Raw genomic sequence first — 15,373 nt, 5'->3', positions numbered from 1 at the left:
CGGCGGGGGCGTCGTGCTGTTCGTGGGGCTACGCCGGCGGGTGGAGGCCCCCGGGGCCGCGGACCCAGCCGGCCGCCGTGAGGGCGCGCTCCGTGGGCCCGGCCCGGTGGCTGCCGGCCGGTGAGCCGCCGTCGACCTGCCGGACTGTGGCGCGCGGGAGGCGGCCGTCCCGCACCTGGACCGCGGCCGCCGACGCCGCGGCCGTGAGGAACGCCTCGTCGTCCGTGAGCCCGAGCACCGACCGACCGCCGCGCTCGACGAACAGCGCCGGCGCCGCGTCGACCAGCACGACGAACGCACCCGCCCGCCGCGACGGCCGCGGCCCCTCGGCCGGGCCCGGCCACGGCAGCGCCGCCCCGTACGGGTTCGCGGGGTCCGCGGCGGCGAGCACGTGGACCACCGGGGTGCCGGCGGCGGTGCCAGTGCCATCGGCGTCGTGACCGGCGGCGCCGTGGCCTGCGGCGCGCAGGTCCTCGTGGCGCCCCGCGTCGGGCCGTGTCTCACGCCCCGCCTCGCGAAGCACCTCGAGCATCGCGGGCAGCGCGAACTGCGCGCCGCCGAGGCCGTCCACCACGTAGCCGCGCCGGACCTGCGCCGCGTCCTCGAGCCGGCGCAGCACCTCGTAGGCCGCCGAGAACCCGCCCGCGAGCTCACTCACTCCCGACGAGTCCCGGGTGAGCACTCCGTGCGTCTCGACGAGCTGGGCGACTCGGGCCGCGAGCGCGACGGTCGGGTCGGGGGCGGCCGGTGCGGACCGGCGGACGAGCGACCAGCGGCCCGCGAGGTCGGCGGGCGTGGCGGCGAGCGCGGAGCGGGGGCGGACGGCGGCCGTCGCGCGGCGCCTGAGGCCCCCGCGGACAGGGCGCGGCGGCCGCGGCGCGGTGCGGGAGCGGACCGGGCCGGACGCCTGCGTCGCACGGCTGCGCGCGGCGGCAAACGTGTCCGAGGTGACGATGCCGGCGGTGGCCAGCCACCACAGTGCCTCGCCGACGGCCGGGGCGTCGACGGCGGCCGGGGCGTCGACGGCTGGAGACCGACAGTCGCTGCCGTCCGGGACCGCGTCGCCGGGCCGGTCGGCGGGCAGCGTGCCATGTGACGAGGCGGCGGAGGGGCCGGTCGTCCGGGCGTGCTCGTCGTCGGGCTCCCCGAGGTCCCACGGGTCGTCCGGGTCCGGCGCCCGGACCGCGGCGACGAGGTCCGCGAGCGTGCGGGATGCGCCGTCCGACAGGGCCCGGACGACGGCGCCGAGCAGCGCCTCGGAGGGGACCCGCTCGTCGGCCGCGACCCCGGAGCCCGACCCGTCCCCGCCCGCCGGCGCCGACCACGAGTCGGTCGGCGGGGCGAGGTCGGCCACGGCGTCCGACGGCAGGAGGATGACCTGGTCCGGCGCGGCCGGCGACGTGCGCGGGCCGCGGCCGACCCACACGACCTCGCCGTCGGCGACGAGCTCGTCGAGCAGACCGGGTCGGTACCCCGGCACGCGGGAGGGCAGCACGTGCGTCTCGAGGCCCGCGAGCGGGAGGGGCTGCCCGGCGAGTCGGTCGACGACGTCGAGCAGCGCGGCCGCGGTGGTGTCGTCGGATGCCGTGTCGCCGGATGCCGCGGGGACGGATGCCGCGGGGACGGATGCCGCGGGGACGGGGGCCGTGCTAACCGGCTCCGGCGCAATCCCGTGCCACCGCAGCGTCGCGCGGGCGAGCACCTCGGGTTCGATCGCGTCCACCTCGCCGCGCAGCAGCGCGAGCGAGCGGCGGCGGATCCGGCGCAGCACCTCGGCGTCGACGAGCTCGAGCCCGTCGGCGTGCCCGGTCACGCGCCCGGCGACGAGCACCTCGGCGCCCACGAGCCGGTCGAGCGGCGCCCGCAGCACACCGACCGGCAGGTCGTACCGGGCCGCGACGTCCGCGGGGGTGAACGGTCCGTGCGTGCGGGCGTAGCGGCGCAGGAGGTCGCCCAGCGGGTCCGGCACGTCGTCGGCGAGCTCGGCCGGGACGCCGGCGGGAAGCACGACGCCGAGCGCCCCGCGCACCCGGCCGGCGTCCTCGACCACCACGAGGTGCGGCTCGCCGCCGACCTCGACCTCGAGCACGCGTCCGGCCCGCGCCAGCTCGGCGACGAGGGCGTCGACGTCGTCCGGGTCCGCGAGCCGTTCCGCGAGCTCGCTGCGCGGCAGGGGGCCGAGGCGGCGGACGAGATCGATGGCCGCCTCGGCGTCGTGCGCCCGGCTCGCCTCCGTGAGGAGGCCGACCTCCGCGGCGACCTCGGTGACGGCGCGCGGGTCGAGCACGTCGACGAGGTCGGCGGTGTCGCCGCCGATCAGCTCGGCGAGCAGGGACGTGTCGAGCGCGAGGGCCGCCGCCCGGCGCTCCCCGGGCGGGACGTCCTCGCCGTAGAGGAACCGCGCGGTGTAGCCCATGAGCAGCGAGCGCGCCCAGGGCGACGGGCGCGGCGTCGTCACCTCGACGACCCGGACGCGGCGCGCGGCGACGGCCGCCATGAGGGCGGTGAGCGCGGGGACGTCGTAGTCGTCCTGGAGCGCCTCGCGGACGGCCTCGAGGGTGATAGGGAACTCGGGGAACTTCGAGGCGACGGCGAACAGCGCGGCCGCCCGGTGCCGCTGCTGCCACAGCGGCTGCCGCTTGCCCGGGAACCGGCGGGGCAGGAGGAGCGCGCGGGAGGCGGCCTCCCGGAACCGGGCGGCGATGAGCGGGGACCCGGCGAGTGCGGCGACGACGCGGGGCCGCACGTCGTCCGGGTCGACCAGGAGGTCGTCGGGGCCGAGCTCCTCCTGGGCGCCGGGCGGGAGGCGCAGGACGATGCCGTCGTCTGCGGCCTGCGCCTGTGCGTCCACGCCGGTGCGCTCGCGCAGCGCTGCGGCGAGCAGGAGGGCCCACGGGGCGTTGACGCGCCGGCCGGCGAGGGAGTGGACGACGACGCGCCAGTCGCCCAGCTCGTCGCGAAACCGCTCGACGATGATCGTCTCGTCGTCCGGCACCGCGCCCGTCGCCGCGCGCTGGTCGGCGATCCACGCGCTGATGCCCGCGGCCGTCTCGGGGGCGAGGACGAGGCCGTCGGCGCCGCCGCGGGGGTCGTCGGTGCGTCGCTCGTCGTCGGGGAGCAGCGTGTCGTCAGGGCCGCGCGTGCCCGACTGCGTGCCCCAGGTGCGGGCGGCGGCTCCGATCGCGGCCCCGAGCGTGGCCGGGCGGCCGAGCGTGTCGCCGAGCCAGAACGGCAGCCGGCCCGGGCGGCCGGGGGCGGGGGAGACGAGGACGCGGTCGGCGGTGATCTGATCGATGCGCCAGGTCGAGTTGCCGAGGGTGAACGTGTCGCCGAGCCGGGACTCGAAGACCATCTCCTCGTCGAGCTCGCCCACCCGGCGGGCGCCCGCGGACTCGCCGCCGGAGAGGTAGACGCCGAACAGGCCGCGGTCGGGGATCGTGCCGCCGGACGTGACGGCGAGGCGGGCGGCCCCCGGGCGGGCGCGCAGGAGACCGGCCGCGCGGTCGTGGACGATCCGGGGCCGCAGCTCGGCGAACTCCTCGGCGGGGTAGCGCCCCGAGAGCATGTCGACGACGCCGTCGAACGTCGCCTGCGTGAGGTCCGCATAGCTTGCCGCGCGCCGCACGCGGGTAAGCGCCTCGGCGGGCGAGAGGTCCTCGACGGCGACCATCGCGAGCAGCTGCTGGGCCAGCACGTCGAGCGGCGTGCGCGGCAGCGTCGTCGCCTCGACCTCGCCGGCGAGCGCGCTGCGGGCCGCGACGAGGGTGGGGAGCAGCTCGGCGCGGTGGACCGGGAGGAGCACGCCGCGCGACGTGCCGCCGACCTGGTGACCCGCCCGGCCCACGCGCTGGACGGTGGAGGCGACCGTCGGCGGGGCGCCGATCTGGACGACGAGGTCGACCTCGCCCATGTCGATGCCGAGCTCGAGGGTGGACGTGGCGACGACGCAGCGGAGCGCGCCCGACTTCAGCGCCTCCTCGGCGATCGCGCGCTCGGACCGGCTCATCGAGCCGTGGTGGGCTCGGGCGAGGACCGGGTCGAGGCCGAGCGACGTGCCGGACTGGCCGGGGACGGCGGCCGGCCACGCCTCGCCCTCGCCCGACACGCCGGGTCCGCCCCGGCGGCGGTCGTGCTCCTCGTTGACCTGGGCGGCCAGGCGCTCGGCGAGGCGGCGCGAGCCGACGAACACGATCGTCGACCGGTGGGCCTCGACGAGGTCGACGACGCGGGCGGCGACGTGCGGCCAGATCAATGGCGGTTCGGGGCGGCCGGCGAGGCCGGCCGCGTCGTCCGGGCGGTCGGGGACGGGGGGTTCGCCGTCGGGCGGGATGTTTCCGGGTGCGGGGCCGGGTGCCGCGAGGTCGGCGACCGGGAGCTGGATGTCGAGCCGGAGCCGCCGCGGGGACGGCGGGGCGACGACCCGGACGGGGCGGCCTCCGTCGTCCTCGCTGCGCACGCCGGCGAGCGCGCGGGCGACCTCCTGCGCCGGGCGGACCGTGGCCGAGAGGCCGACCCGCTGGACCGGGACCGGGGTGAGGGCGTCGAGGCGTTCGAGGCTGAGGAAGAGGTGCGCGCCGCGCTTGGTGCCGGCGATCGCGTGCACCTCGTCGACGACGACGGTCCGCACGTGCGCGAGCGCCTCCCGCGCGGCGGACGTCAGCATGAGGAACAGCGACTCGGGGGTGGTGATGAGGATGTCCGGCGGGCGGGAGACGAGGCGGCGCCGGTCGGCGGGCGAGGTGTCCCCGCTGCGGACCCCGGTGCGCAGCTCGGGAAGCTCGATCCCGAGGCGCTGTGCCTCGGCCCGGATCCCGCTCAGCGGGCGCTCGAGGTTCCGCTCGACGTCGACCGCCAGGGCCTTGAGCGGCGAGACGTAGAGGATCCGCGTGCGTGCGGCCTGGTCGGGGACGGGCTCGGCGAGCATCTCGTCGATCGCCCAGAGGAACGCGGCGAGGGTCTTGCCCGAGCCCGTGGGCGCGACGACGAGCGCGTGCTCCCCGGAGGCGATCGCCTCCCACGCGCCGGTCTGCGCCGGGGTGGGTGAGTCGAAGGCGGCGTCGAACCACGCGCGGGTCGCGGGTCCGAAGGTCACCGGGACATCGTCGCAGCAGGGGCCGACAGCGGTGGACGGGGACGGGTGGGGCCGTTGACCGTGCGGCGTCCGTCTCACCGGCGCGCCCCGCGGGGCCCGGGGCGCCGGGCGGTGGGACGCTGGCCCCGTGAAGCGCTCCCAGTTCACCGCCGTCGCGCGCGAGGTCCTCGGCGAGGCGACGGCGTCGTCCTACCTCGCCGACCTCACCCTCGCGGGCGTCGGCTACCGCACGGCGAACGAGGCGCTCGAGCAGGGCGTCCGCCCCCAGGACGTGTGGGACGCGATGGTCGACGAGCTCGGCCTGCCCGACTCCGCGCGCTGGCACCACCGCCGCGAGATCGACGAGTAGCGGGGGCACGCCTCCGCCCCGGGCACCCGACGCGCACGGGCGCCTCGTCGGCATCCGCGACACGCCGGGTCCGCCTGTCGCGCTCGAACATCTGTTCGGCGTAGCGTGCTCACAGGTGACGACGACTCCTGCTCGTCCACAGACCGGTGGCGGGCGGGAACGGATGTCGGTGGTCGGACATAGCGTCATCCCAGGCAGCGACCCGGAGAGGGACCCGCCCTGACAAGGCCAGCCCGTGACCGTCCAGACGGGGCGCCCAGCGTCCCCAGCACAGAGGTGAGAGACATGCCCGCTCCCGCAGCAGACCGCAGCAAGGCCCTCGAGGCCGCGCTCAGCCAGATCGACCGCCAGTTCGGCAAGGGGTCCGTCATGCGCCTCGGCGACGAGACGCGGCCCAAGGTCCAGACGATCCCCACCGGGTCCGTGGCGCTGGACGTCGCGCTCGGGATCGGCGGGCTCCCGCGCGGCCGGATCGTCGAGATCTACGGCCCGGAGTCCTCGGGAAAGACGACCGTCGCCCTGCACGCCGTGGCCAACGCCCAGCGCAACGGTGGCATTGCCGGGTTCATCGACGCGGAGCACGCACTCGACCCGGAGTACGCGAAGAAGCTCGGCGTCGACACGGACGCGCTCCTCGTCTCGCAGCCGGACACCGGTGAGCAGGCGCTCGAGATCACCGACATGCTCATCCGCTCCGGCGCGCTCGACATCGTCGTGGTCGACTCGGTCGCCGCGCTCGTGCCGAAGGCCGAGATCGAGGGCGAGATGGGCGACAGCCACGTCGGCCTCCAGGCCCGCCTCATGTCCCAGGCGCTGCGCAAGATCACCGGCGCCCTGTCCGCGTCCGGCACCACCGCGATCTTCATCAACCAGCTGCGCGAGAAGATCGGCGTGTTCTTCGGCTCGCCCGAGACCACCACGGGTGGCAAGGCGCTGAAGTTCTACTCGTCCGTGCGGCTCGACGTCCGCCGGATCGAGACCCTCAAGGACGGCACCGACGCGGTCGGCAACCGCACGCGCGTCAAGGTCGTCAAGAACAAGATGGCGCCGCCGTTCAAGCAGGCCGAGTTCGACATCCTCTACGGCCAGGGCATCTCCCGCGAGGGCGGGCTCATCGACCTCGGCGTCGAGAACGGCATCGTGCGCAAGTCCGGCTCCTGGTTCACCTACGAGGGGGACCAGCTCGGCCAGGGCAAGGAGAACTCGCGCCAGTTCCTCAAGGACAACCCCGAGCTCGCCGAGGAGATCGAGAAGAAGATCCTCGTCAAGCTCGGCATCGGCGAGGCGCCCGAGGAGCCGGCGGCCCCCGTCGAGCCGCTCGGCACCGACGAGCCGATGGCGCCCGTCAAGGCCCCGGCCGCCGGGCGCAAGGGCGCGGCCGCCGACCGCGCCGAGGTCCCGGTCTCCTTCTGATCGTCAGGCAGGACGACGCCCCGCCCCCGCGACCGACGGTCCGGGGGCGGGGCTGCGTGGGGACGGATCCCGCGGTGGCAGGCGGCGCGGTGACGGCCCGCGCGGTGGCAGGCCGCGTGGTGACGCCCCCCGCGGTGGCAGGCGGCGCGGTGGCGGGCCGGCTCGGGCATCGGCGACCGCTCGGGGGCCGGCGTCGGCGAGTGTGGAGGGAGCTCACGTGACGAGCGAGCAGAGGGGACAGAAGGCGCGCGAGCAGAGGGGACAGAAGGCGCGCGAGACGGCGGGGAGGAACGCGCGCGAGGATGCGGCGGGGTACGACGACGAGGACCCGCTCGAGGCGGCCCGCGCGATCGCCCTGCGCTCGCTCGCTGCGGCCCCGCGCACGCGCGCGCAGCTCGCCGAGAAGCTGGCGGACAAGGGCGTGGCCGGCGACGTCGCGGAGACGCTGCTCGACCGGCTCGCCGCCGTCGGGCTGATCGACGACGCGGAGCTGGCCGACCGGTTCGTCCGCACCCGGCACGCCGAGCGACACCAAGGGCGGCGGGCGATCGCGCTCGAGCTGCGCCGCAAGGGCATCGAGGACGAGGTGGCGGCGCGTGCGCTCGACCAGCTCGGCGACGAGGACGAGGAGAGCGCCGCCCTCGAGGTGGCCCGCGCCCGGTTGCGCGCGACCCGGCGGCTCGACCCGGCGGTCCGGTACCGCCGCACCGCCGCCGCGCTCGGGCGTAAGGGATTCTCCGGCGACGTCGCGCGGCGGGCGATGCGCACCGCGCTCGACGAGGAGGAGATCGACATCGAGGACGGGGCCGGCGCGGGGGACCTTGACGCCGACTGATCTCGGTCACACCGGCTGAATTGGCCCGTGTGCGTCCGGTTGGGTACGGTCGTCCGCCGGCGCGCGGCCTGTCCGGGAGGCACTTCCGCTCGGGACACGCGCCCGTTCGGGACATGCACCCGTTCGGGACTCGCGCCTGCGCGGGACGCCGGCCGCCCCGCGCACGTCGTGCCGCTGCACGTCGCCCCGTCGCTCCTCGTGAAAGGTCCCCATGCCCGTCCGCGCCCGCCTGCTCCCGACGACGACCGGAGCCGTGCTCCTCGCCACCGTGCTCGCCGCCTGCGGCGGGTCCGACGAGCCCACCGGCGCGCCCCAGCCCCCGCCCGCCGCTCCCGCGGCACCGGAGGACGTGCCCGGCGAGGGCAGCGCGACTGACGGAGCGGACGACTCGAGCAGCGACGACGGCGACGGCGGCGCAACGGACGGTGCGGATGGCGCCACCAGCATGCCGTCGGGCGCCGCGGCGGTGCTCACGCAGACGCCGGACGTCGAGCTCACCGAGGTCGAGCAGGATCGCTCGACCGTCATCTCTGCGTTCGACCAGGAGATCTCCGTACCGCAGGCGGGCACCGTCGACACCCTGCCGGTCGACGTCGCCGAGCAGATCCTCGCGGAGGACCCGAGCGACGAGACCGAGTTCGGCGACGCCGAGGAGGTCGCGGCCGCGGAGGGGGAGACTTTCGTCGTGGCGATCGTCCAGGTCGACGACCCGCGCTGGGAACCGGTCGACGACGAGATCGAGTCGTACGAGGCCACGGAGAACGTCGTGCGGGTCGAGGGGAGCGAGGTCGACCTCGACCTCGAGCTCACGCCCGGTGAGCAGGTCACCGTCGTGCTGTCGGTGCCCGACGACGCGGCACCCGAGGACGTCGTCCTCGAGAGCGTCGCGTTCGACGTCAGCCAGGAGATCAGCCTGCTCGACGGGACCCGGACCGCCTCCGGCGTCGAGGAGATCTATGCGCGGCCGACCGACGTCGAGGTCGGTGAGGGCGCGGAGTGGAGCCACGACTACGAGACCCGGTACGGCGGCATGACCCAGACGGGCCAGCTGACCGGTGGCGTCCTCACCCCGTTCGTCCCCGAGGTCGGCTGGGCGAACCCGGGCCACGTGTTCCTCGGCGTCGACGTGACGACCCAGGAGCCCCCGAGCCCGCACTACGACGAGTCGACGATCCGGCTCCGGCTCGCGGACGGCTCCACGGTCGAGCCCGAGACGAACACCAACGGTTCGGACGGCCCGTTCACGCGGCGGGTCTGGTTCCAGCTGCCGGTCGACGCCGCGGAGGCCGTCGTCGAGGTCTCGATCGTCATCGGGCTCGGCGGCGAGATGCACGACATCGCCGTCGCCGAGGTCCCGCTGACGATGGTGGGCGGCGCCTCGGGCGAGGGTGAGCCGGGGAGCGAGTCGGCGAGCTAGCCGACCAGCGGGCCAGCCGACCAGCGGGCCAGCCGACCAGCGGGCCAGCCGACTGGCCAGCCGGCCGACCAGCGAGCTAGTCGGCCTCGACCGTGAGCGCCGGGTCGTGCTTCTTGGCGCGGGCCGCGGTGTGCGGGTCGAGGAACTTCGCGAGCGCCCCGGCGATCGTCGTCAGCGTGAGGTTGAGGATGATGAAGATGCACGCGACGACGAACAGCGACGGCAGCAGGTTGGCGTTCGTCGTTCCCACGAGCCGGCCGTTGAGAAGCAGCTCGGAGTAGCTGACGAGGTAGCCGAGCGAGGAGTCCTTGAGGATGACGACGAGCTGGGAGACCATCGCCGGCATCATCGCCACCAGCGCCTGCGGCAGCTCGACGATCCGCAGCGACTTCCCGCGCGGCATGCCGATCGCCAGCGCGGCCTCCCGCTGACCGCCCGGCAGGGTGTGCACGCCGGAGCGCACGAGCTCAGCGATGACCGCCGAGTTGTAGAGCGTGAGCCCCACGACGACGGCGAGGAACGGCGCGTCGCGCTGGTCGAACAGGGCGCCGTCCGGCGCGAGCGTGCGGGAGAAGAGGATGTTGAAGAACAGCATGAGGACGAGCACGGGGACCGCGCGGAAGAACTCGACGATCGTGCCCGCGATGCCGCGGACGATCGGGTTCTGCGCGAGGCGGCCCAGGCCGAGCACGAGGCCGACGATGTTCGCGAGCACGATGGCGACCGCGGCGGCCCGGATGGTCGCCATGATGCCGGGCAGGTAGTTGTTCTCCCAGGTCGACCACTCGGCGAGCGGCGCCCACTTCTCGCTGGTGAACTGCCCCTTCTCGTTGAGGGCGTCGATGATGAACCAGGCGATGCCGAGGATGACGACGAGGCCGACGATGTTGACGATCCAGATGTTCCGGCGTGCCTTGGGGCCGGGGGCGTCGAAGAGGAGGCCGGGCTGCTTGCTCATCGCTTCACCGCCAGCTTGCGCGAGAGGAACGTGGCCAGCAGGCCGATCGGCAGGACGAGGGCGACCCAGCCGATGGCGAACAGCAGGAAGATCGCGACCATGATGTCCGGCCGGAACTCGATGGCCGTCGACATCATCCCGGCGGCCGTCGTCACGCCGGCGGCCTGGGCGACGGTCGAGTTCTTCGTCAGGGCCACGAGGGTGGAGCCGAGCGGGGCGATCGCGCCGCGCAGGGCCTGGGGCAGGATGACGATGGTCATCGTCTGCGCGAACCCGAGGCCGACGGCCCGGGAGGCCTCGGCCTGACCCGTGGGCACGGTGTTGATGCCGGAGCGCAGGGACTCGCAGACGAAGCACGCGGTGTACAGCGAGAGGCCGAGGACCGCCAGGTACATGTTGTTCCGGGCGAGCCAGCCGTCGACCTCGCGGTCGACGAGGATGATCTGCAGCTGCCCGAACAGCACCTGCGAGCAGGCGAGGATGATGAGGGTGAGCGGGATGTTCCGCACGACGTTGACGTACGCGGTGCCCGCCCAGCGCAGGGACGGCGCGGGGCTCACGCGCATGACCACGAGGATCGTGCCGAGGACGAAGGACAGCACGGCCGCCCAGAACGTCAGCTGCACGTTCATCCAGTAGCCCTGCAGGATGTCCGCGCCGTAGGTGTCGATCAGGTCGCGAAACCCGTCGATGATGGCCCCCACCCGGAGCTCCCCTCGGTGTCGTGTCGGTCGCGCGCGGGGCCGGGGAGGCCCGGCCCCGCGCGCCTGCCGGGTCGGCCCGGCAGATGGTCAGACGCAGGAACCGCCCGGCGTCGGGGGGTTGAGCTCCTCGTTGTAGGTGAACTCACCGGCGTTGTCGCTGAGGAAGGTCTCCCACGAGCCGTCCTCGAGCATCGTCTCGATGGCGGCGTTGATCTCCTCGCACATCTCCGAGCCCTGGGCCACGCCGATGCCGTAGTTCTCCTCGGAGAACGGGGCGCCGACGACCTCGAACTGGCCCTGGTACTGCTCCTGGTTGGCGAACCCGGCGAGGATGACGTCGTCGGTGGTGACGGCGTCGACCGTGCCGGCGGAGAGGAACTCGACGCACTCGGAGTACGTCTGCGCCGGGAACAGCTCGACACCCTCGGAGTACTCGTCCTGGATGCGCTGGGCCGAGGTCGAACCCTCGACCGAGCACAGGACGGAGCCGTCGAGGTCCTCGGGCCCACCGATGTCCGACTCGCCGGACCGGACGAGCAGGTCCTGGCCGGCCACGAAGTACGGGCCCGCGAAGGCCACGCGCTCCATGCGCTCCTCGGTGATGGAGTAGCTGGCCACGATCATGTCGACCTGGCCGTTCTCGATCATGTCCTCGCGCTGCGCGGACACGGACTGGACGAACTCGACCTGGTCCTCGGAATAGCCCAGGGCCTCGGCCACGTAGTGCGCGACGTCGACGTCGAGCCCCGTGTACTCCGAGCCCTCCTGCAGGCCGATGCCGGGCTGGTCGAACTTGATGCCGACGGTGAGGGTGCCCTCGGCGCCGCCCTCGGCACCTCCGCCGCCCTCGGACCCGGCCTCGCTGCCGGAGTCTCCGGAGTCGCCGCCGTCCTCGCTGCTGCCGGTGTCTCCGTCGTCGGAGCCGGTGTCCTCCTCGTCGCCGCCGCAGGCGGCGAGCACGGTCGCGGCGGCCAGGAGGACGGCAGCCGTGGCGTATCTGGTGCGTCGCATGAACTTCTCCAGGGGGTGTAGGTCCGCGTGGCCGGTCGGTCGACCGGCCACGGCCGGTGGATCAGTGGGTGATGAGCTTGGACAGGAAGTCCTTCGCCCGGTTCGAGCTCGGGTTCGTGAAGAACTCGTTCGGCTCGGCCTGCTCGACGATCCGCCCGTCGTCCATGAAGACGACCCGGTCCGCAGCCTTGCGGGCGAAGCCCATCTCGTGGGTGACGACGATCATCGTCATGCCGGACTTCGCGAGACCGGTCATGACGTCGAGGACCTCGTTGATCATCTCGGGGTCCAGCGCCGAGGTCGGCTCGTCGAAGAGCATGACCTTCGGCTCCATGGCGAGCGCCCGTGCGATCGCCACGCGCTGCTGCTGCCCGCCCGAGAGCTGGACGGGCCGCTTCTGCGCCTGGTTGGCCACGCCCACGCGCTCGAGGAGCTCCATCGCCCGCGCCTTGGCGTCCTTCGCCTTCATGCCCTTGACCTTGATCGGGCCGAGCGTGACGTTGTCGAGGATCGACTTGTGGGCGAAGAGGTTGAAGGACTGGAACACCATGCCCACCTGGGCGCGGTGCCGGGCCAGCGCCTTGCCCTCCTCGGGGAGGAGGTCGCCGTCCACGCGGATCTCGCCGGAGTCGATGGGCTCGAGCCGGTTGATCGTGCGGCACAGCGTGGACTTGCCCGAGCCCGAGGGGCCGATGACGACGACGACCTCTCCGCGCGCGACCCCGAGGTCGATGTCCTTGAGCACGTGGAGGTCGCCGAAGTACTTGTTGACGCCGCTCATCGAGACGAGGGGGACGCCGGAGCCGGGTACCGCCTCGCTGCGGCCCCGAGGTGTGGTCTCGGTCATGCGGTGCACACTACGTGCACCGGTGGGTCCGGCATGTGACACGAAGGTCACGAGACGGCAACGATGCAGGTCACCCCCATCGGCACGGCGCGGCGCGGTGCGCGTTCGGGGTAGTCGGGCGCGGCCGGGTGCGGGGCGAGCCGGGCGTGCCGTCGCCACGCGCGTACCGCGTCGCCGCGAGCGCCGAGGACCCCGCGACCCGCCGACGACGACGCGCCCCGCGTCAGTCCGCGAACGCCTTGGCGAGGGTGATCATCCGGTCGCGGAAGCCGTCGGAGGCCGGGGCGTGCCGGGCGGCCTCGAGCGCGTTGAGCACGAGGCGCACGTGCGTCCAGGCCCGGACCCGCTCGGGGTCGAGTCCCGCCGCGTCCGCCACCACGTCGGCCCGCAGCCGGACGTGCAGGCGCGCCGACGTGGCGCGCGCCGTGACCTCGGGGCGGTTCCACACGATCGGCGCGACCCCGTACGCGAGTTCGGCGGCGACGGGCTTGGGGTCGATGGCGAGCCAGTCCCCGCGGGCCGGGTCGAGCGGGGCGAGGACGTTCGCGTCGTGCAGGTCCTCGTGGACGGTGCGGGGCTCGGGGGCGCCGGCGAGCAGGCCGTCCAGCTCGGCGCGGCCCTGCACGGCGAGCCGGTGGGGGACGAGCGGGGAGCCCGCCTCGAGGTCCGCGCGCCACCTCTCGGCGCGGTCCGCGACCGTGGCGAGCCGGGGGTGCGCGGGGCGGTCGAGCCTTCGCAGCAGGTCCCCGACCACCTCGCAGGCGTCGAGCACCGGCTCGGCAGTCAGCGGGCGGGCCGCGTCGAGCCGCTCGAGCAGGAGGACGTGGGCGGCCGGGTCGGCTGCGAGGAGGCGGACCGCCCCCTCGCCGGCCCACAGTCGCAGCGCGAGGTGCTCGTGCCGGGCCTCCTCGTGCGGCCAGGTCACCTTGAGGGCGGCCGGTCCGGACGGCCCGACGACGGGGACCACCAGGGCGTTCTCGCCGTGCATCGCCGCGCCGTCGGCCGTCAGCCCCCACCGCTCGAGGGCGCCGTCGACCGCCCGGCCCAGCGCGGCGAGCCAGGCGTCGCCGTCGATGCCCTCGGCGCCGAGCGCCGGGTCGGGAGCCCGGCCGGCCACGCGCTCCGTCAGACCGGGCGGGATGTCGACCACATCGGCACGCTACCCAGGGCCCGCCGGGGGAGCGCGCTCTTAGGATGAGGGCGATGAGCACCACCGCCCCGGCCCCGCAGCGCACGTACCACGTGCGCACGCTCGGCTGCCAGATGAACGTCCACGACTCCGAGCGGCTCTCCGGCATGCTCGACGACGCCGGCTACCTCCCGGTGCACGGCGTGCCCGAGGCCGCCGCGCGTGCGACGCGGGCCGGCGACGAGGGCGCCGACGTCGTCGTGCTCAACACCTGCTCGGTGCGCGAGAACGCGGCGACCAAGCTGTTCGGCAACCTCGGCCAGCTCGCCGAGGTCAAGCGCGACCGGCCCGGCATGCAGATCGCCGTCGGCGGGTGCCTCGCCCAGCAGATGCGCGAGGAGATCGTCGAGAAGGCGCCGTGGGTCGACGTCGTCCTCGGCACCCACAACCTCGACGTGCTCCCCGCCCTGCTCGAGCGCGCCGCGCACAACGGCCGCGCCGCCGTCGAGATCGAGGAGTCCCTCAAGGTCTTCCCCTCCACGCTGCCGACGCGGCGCGAGTCGGCCTACGCCGCCTGGGTGTCGATCTCGGTGGGCTGCAACAACACGTGCACGTTCTGCATCGTCCCCTCGCTACGCGGCAAGGAGCGGGACCGCCGCCCGGGCGAGATCCTCGCCGAGGTCGAGGCCGTCGTGGCGAGCGGGGCCGTCGAGGTCACCCTCCTCGGCCAGAACGTCAACTCCTACGGCGTCTCCTTCGGCGAGCGCCGTGCGTTCGCCGACCTCCTGCGCGCGACGGGGCGGGTCGACGGTCTCGAGCGCGTGCGGTTCACCTCGCCGCACCCGGCGTCCTTCACCGACGACGTCATCGAGGCGATGGCGCAGACCCCGAACGTCATGCCGAGCCTGCACATGCCCCTCCAGTCCGGCTCGGACGCCGTGCTGCGGCGGATGCGCCGCTCGTACCGGTCGGCGAAGTTCCTCGGCATCATCGACCGCGTGCGGGCCGCGATGCCCGACGCGGCCATCACCACCGATCTTATCGTCGGCTTCCCCGGCGAGACGGAGGAGGACTTCCAGGCGACGCTCGACGTGGTCGAGGCCTCCCGCTTCTCCTCCGCCTTCACCTTCCAGTACTCGCGCCGCCCCGGCACCCCCGCCGCGGACTACGAGGACCAGGTGCCCGCCGAGGTCGTCACCGAGCGGTACAACCGGCTCGTCGAGCTCCAGCGCCGGATCTCCACCGAGCTCAACGAGGAGCAGGAGGGCCGGACCGTCGAGGTGCTCGTGGCCGAGGGCGAGGGCGCGAAGGACGCCGCCACCGGGCGCGTGACCGGGCGCGCCGCCGACAACCGCCTCGTGCACGTCGCGCTTCCGGAGGGCCTCGCCGAGGCCGACCGGCCGCGGCCGGGGGACATGGTCACCGCCACCGTCACGCACGGGGCGCCCCACCACCTCGTGGCCGACTCCGCGCTGAGCGGCGGCACGTTCGCCGTGCGGCGGACCCGGGCCGGCGACGCGTGGGCGGCGCGGGAGTCCGGCGGTCACGACCACGGCGGCGCGACCGCGCTCGGCGAGCCCGTCTCGCTCGGCATGCCGACCCTGCGGCGGGCCTGACC

General features: G+C 74.5%; 11 protein-coding genes. 5 read left to right on the top strand and 6 right to left on the bottom strand.

Features of this window, described 5'->3' with window-relative positions; translation table 11 throughout:
• Positions 1 to 28: 28 nt before the first annotated feature.
• Positions 29 to 5,092 (bottom strand): DEAD/DEAH box helicase, encoded by a 5,064-nt coding sequence (locus AC24FB_RS02205; protein ID WP_425713012.1) that lies wholly within the window; start codon positions 5,090 to 5,092, stop codon positions 29 to 31.
• Positions 5,093 to 5,219: 127 nt separating this feature from the next.
• Here AC24FB_RS02205 and AC24FB_RS02200 point away from each other — a divergent pair, with 127 nt between their 5' ends.
• The 4 genes from AC24FB_RS02200 (at position 5,220) to AC24FB_RS02185 (ending at position 9,106) form a co-directional block, all read left to right on the top strand.
• Positions 5,220 to 5,441 carry a DUF3046 domain-containing protein gene (locus AC24FB_RS02200; RefSeq protein WP_425713013.1) on the top strand — a complete coding sequence of 74 codons (222 nt, stop codon included), beginning with the start codon at positions 5,220 to 5,222 and terminating at the stop codon, positions 5,439 to 5,441.
• Between the two features lie 285 nt (positions 5,442 to 5,726).
• Complete coding sequence (gene recA / locus AC24FB_RS02195) at positions 5,727 to 6,854, top strand: recombinase RecA (protein ID WP_425713014.1); 1,128 nt, start codon at positions 5,727 to 5,729, stop codon at positions 6,852 to 6,854.
• 217 nt (positions 6,855 to 7,071) lie between these two features.
• A complete protein-coding gene (locus tag AC24FB_RS02190; protein ID WP_425713015.1) occupies positions 7,072 to 7,689 on the top strand; it encodes a regulatory protein RecX in 618 nt (205 codons plus the stop codon).
• Positions 7,690 to 7,900: 211 nt separating this feature from the next.
• A complete protein-coding gene (locus AC24FB_RS02185; RefSeq protein ID WP_425713016.1) occupies positions 7,901 to 9,106 on the top strand; it encodes a hypothetical protein in 1,206 nt (401 codons plus the stop codon).
• A 76-nt stretch (positions 9,107 to 9,182) separates the two neighbouring features.
• On the opposite strand, the gene AC24FB_RS02180 is transcribed toward AC24FB_RS02185, so the two are convergent.
• From AC24FB_RS02180 to AC24FB_RS02160, 5 genes are all read right to left on the bottom strand, one after another.
• A complete protein-coding gene (locus AC24FB_RS02180; protein ID WP_425713017.1) occupies positions 9,183 to 10,064 on the bottom strand; it encodes an amino acid ABC transporter permease in 882 nt (293 codons plus the stop codon).
• Positions 10,061 to 10,756, bottom strand: coding sequence for an amino acid ABC transporter permease (locus tag AC24FB_RS02175; RefSeq protein WP_425713190.1), 696 nt, complete (start codon positions 10,754 to 10,756; stop codon positions 10,061 to 10,063). The genes AC24FB_RS02180 and AC24FB_RS02175 overlap by 4 nt, the downstream gene beginning before the upstream one ends.
• A gap of 99 nt (positions 10,757 to 10,855) precedes the next feature.
• The gene (locus AC24FB_RS02170; RefSeq protein ID WP_425713018.1) at positions 10,856 to 11,779 is read right to left on the bottom strand and encodes a glutamate ABC transporter substrate-binding protein; all 924 of its coding nucleotides are present in this window, start codon (positions 11,777 to 11,779) and stop codon (positions 10,856 to 10,858) included.
• A gap of 61 nt (positions 11,780 to 11,840) precedes the next feature.
• Complete coding sequence (locus AC24FB_RS02165) at positions 11,841 to 12,626, bottom strand: amino acid ABC transporter ATP-binding protein (protein ID WP_425713019.1); 786 nt, start codon at positions 12,624 to 12,626, stop codon at positions 11,841 to 11,843.
• A 223-nt stretch (positions 12,627 to 12,849) separates the two neighbouring features.
• The gene (locus AC24FB_RS02160) at positions 12,850 to 13,776 is read right to left on the bottom strand and encodes an aminoglycoside phosphotransferase family protein (protein ID WP_425713020.1); all 927 of its coding nucleotides are present in this window, start codon (positions 13,774 to 13,776) and stop codon (positions 12,850 to 12,852) included.
• Between the two features lie 53 nt (positions 13,777 to 13,829).
• On the opposite strand from AC24FB_RS02160, the gene miaB reads away from it, so the two are divergent.
• Positions 13,830 to 15,371 (top strand): tRNA (N6-isopentenyl adenosine(37)-C2)-methylthiotransferase MiaB, encoded by a 1,542-nt coding sequence (gene miaB / locus AC24FB_RS02155; protein ID WP_425713021.1) that lies wholly within the window; start codon positions 13,830 to 13,832, stop codon positions 15,369 to 15,371.
• Positions 15,372 to 15,373 lie beyond the last annotated feature (2 nt).

This window comes from Georgenia sp. Z1344, assembly GCF_057652375.1.
The sequence above is the reverse complement of the archived record's forward strand: the minus strand, read 5'-3'. Positions and strand labels throughout refer to the sequence as shown.

Coding starts and splice junctions, on each gene's coding strand:
- recA (WP_425713014.1), top strand. CDS start 5,727: ATGCCCGCTCCCGCAGCAGACCGCAGCAAGGCCCTCGAGGCCGCGCTC.
- AC24FB_RS02185 (WP_425713016.1), top strand. CDS start 7,901: ATGCCCGTCCGCGCCCGCCTGCTCCCGACGACGACCGGAGCCGTGCTC.
- AC24FB_RS02180 (WP_425713017.1), bottom strand. CDS start 10,064: ATGAGCAAGCAGCCCGGCCTCCTCTTCGACGCCCCCGGCCCCAAGGCA.
- AC24FB_RS02170 (WP_425713018.1), bottom strand. CDS start 11,779: ATGCGACGCACCAGATACGCCACGGCTGCCGTCCTCCTGGCCGCCGCG.
- AC24FB_RS02165 (WP_425713019.1), bottom strand. CDS start 12,626: ATGACCGAGACCACACCTCGGGGCCGCAGCGAGGCGGTACCCGGCTCC.
- miaB (WP_425713021.1), top strand. CDS start 13,830: ATGAGCACCACCGCCCCGGCCCCGCAGCGCACGTACCACGTGCGCACG.